The sequence below is a fragment of the Bacteroidota bacterium genome (genome assembly GCA_018831055.1).
In the GTDB taxonomy this organism is placed as follows: Bacteria; Bacteroidota; Bacteroidia; order Bacteroidales; family B18-G4; genus M55B132.
This window is the reverse complement of sequence record JAHJRE010000166.1, coordinates 1-2,399: the sequence shown is the minus strand read 5'-3', so window position 1 is coordinate 2,399 and position 2,399 is coordinate 1. Positions and strand designations below refer to the sequence as shown.

Here is a 2,399-nt window from a genome sequence, read left to right as displayed (position 1 = left end):
GTGATTGAGTTTGCGGCTCTGTCATAGCGGAATAGTAATCCCTCGCTGGCCACCCCTCCTTCATTAGTCATCCCGTAAAGAAACCCATCTGATTCAATGAGGCTTCCATTGGGGTACTGACCGTTATTCCCGTCGAAATTGATCCTAATGCTGAAGAGACTAATATCGATATCGTATTTGAAAAGTATTCCATATCCATGAAGTCCCCCGGCGCTGGTCATCCCGTAAAGATCTCCGTTTGAATCCTGGAAGAGCCCGCCATAAGGCTTGCCGCCATGAGCTGCCGTATTGAATTCGTGAAGCAGGGTATATATGCCGGTGCCGGGTTCAAAGCTGTAAATCACGCCATCGCCGGAACCCCCGCCGGTAAAAGTCATCCCATACAGCAATCCATTGGAAGCCCTGATCATCCCATCCTGGGGATCGGCTCCGTCGGCCCAGTCAAAACAACGTACCTGCAAAAGTGCCCCGCTAGTAATATTGTAGGAAAAGATGGTACCAAAATTGCAGACACCTCCTTCGGTGGTTACCCCGTAAAGCAAGCCGTTGGATGCTTCTGTAAGCGCACCAACGGGATTACTGCCTGTAGTAAGTTCTTCAAAATCTGCGAGGTAATCAAAGTCACCCGTTATTGGGTCGTAAGAAAACAACTGCCCGTCCTGATTAATACCGCCATTCTGATTAAACCCATAAATCAGGCCGTTTGAAGCTTGCATCAGGTATCCACTACCGGCGAAATAGCCGACCCAGACAACAGGGTCAAAGAAATCATGAATTATATTATAAGCATCTGTGGAAGGATCGTATTCATAAACAATACTTCCGATCTGTCCATACCCGCCATCCGCGATGCCGTAAAGTTTATCATTATCCGCCAGAAGCACCTCGCGGCGTGAGTGTTTTCCTTCAAATTTCGTGAAGGAATATACATCCGACATCTGGTTGCCGCTAAGGTTGATCTCATAAACAAGTCCTGCTGCCGCCCCGCCACCATAAGGCAAGGTACCCCAAAGTTTTGGCTGGGCATGTAATTCAGGAAAAACAAACAGCAGGCATGCTGCTAAACAGATAAATCCGGTGAAACGTTTCATAAGGGTTTGATTTGTGGTTAAGGTTGGATAAAGATAATTAAAAAGGTACAAAAACAAAAAAGTAAAACTTAATGCGAAATACCCGTTCATCTTATGTATCTGCCTAGGCATCTACTCCGACAAATCCTGTCTGACAAGCAATGCAGTAGATATGGAGGCTAAAACAAGCCTGACTTATAACTGGTATTTGCATCTTTAATGGTAGTGGTTTTTGTCCAGCCTTTCTTTACTTTCGATGTATGAAAATCTCCGAAGGTAATCACCTGGTTGATCTGTATCCCCTGTCTTCCCTTAACATTAAATACCGACATATTCTCTTTCAGCTTTTCAGGAACCTCGATTTCCTGGGAATAAGCATTCAGGAAATTCAATATCAATGACATAAATAAGAGAGGTAACAGCTTTTTCATAAGTTTAATTTTCCTCAAATATATCAATTTATGAAGCCGGAAACTTGCACTTCAGTTTCCATTTAACTGGAAATTCTCTTTAATACCCTACGAAGCTTCAGATGTTGGTTTAACGCAAAAACACCTTTTCGCTGATCATCATATCATCAGAAACCACATGCACAACGTAATATCCTGTTACTGTTTCCAGGATGAATTGCTGATTTTCATCTCCTGACAGTGCAGTATGCAATACCGGCTGTCCAAGCATATTCACAACACTAAGAGTTCCTTTTTCCCCTTCAGGATTGTAAATGGAGATTATATGATTATACGCGTGGATTTGAATGGTATTACCTTGCAGAAGCTCCTTTTCACCGAAAGGACTTAAGGTAAAATGCAGCACAAAGCGACCGGTAATGCTTCCGGTTTCACCCAGGAAACAGGTGTAAGAATTGGTTTTCTTCAGATCTGTGATGTTTCCTGTTTTCAGATCTTCCAGGAAGATATAAACATCATCAGGAATCTGCTCCATGTCGCCTGCTTCAAAGGTATATTGTCCTTCCTGGGAAACATCGATCCCTACCGGCACGGCATAATCTTTTTCGAAATAAGGTAGGGCCTGAACAGCAAAGTGTTTACCGTTATCCTGCAGAAGTATTGAATACAAGGCAAGGTCAGGATTGCCCTTCATTTTTCCAACATCATAGGAAGGATCCAGCCCTTTGGTCATGCCATCCCTGAAGTAAAAGCGGGTTTTATTGTATTGATCCTGAGTACTGGTAACGTAAAGGGTAAAATAACCCACATCCTCATTTTCGGTGTTTTTGTAAAATGTTGATAATCCATGTTTGCGGATGCTGGTATTGAAATACAGTGTAGCACTGTTACTTGCTGCCTGAACCATGAATGCCTGTCC

General features: G+C 43.3%; 3 protein-coding genes. All 3 read right to left on the bottom strand.

Features of this window, described 5'->3' with window-relative positions:
- Positions 1-1,091: hypothetical protein (locus tag KKA81_10805; protein ID MBU2651413.1), on the bottom strand; the 1,091-nt coding region annotated here is incomplete at its 3' end.
- 158 nt (positions 1,092-1,249) lie between these two features.
- Positions 1,250-1,501, bottom strand: coding sequence for a hypothetical protein (locus KKA81_10800; GenBank protein ID MBU2651412.1), 252 nt, complete (start codon positions 1,499-1,501; stop codon positions 1,250-1,252).
- A 109-nt stretch (positions 1,502-1,610) separates the two neighbouring features.
- Positions 1,611-2,399: T9SS type A sorting domain-containing protein (locus KKA81_10795; GenBank protein MBU2651411.1), on the bottom strand; the 789-nt coding region annotated here is incomplete at its 5' end.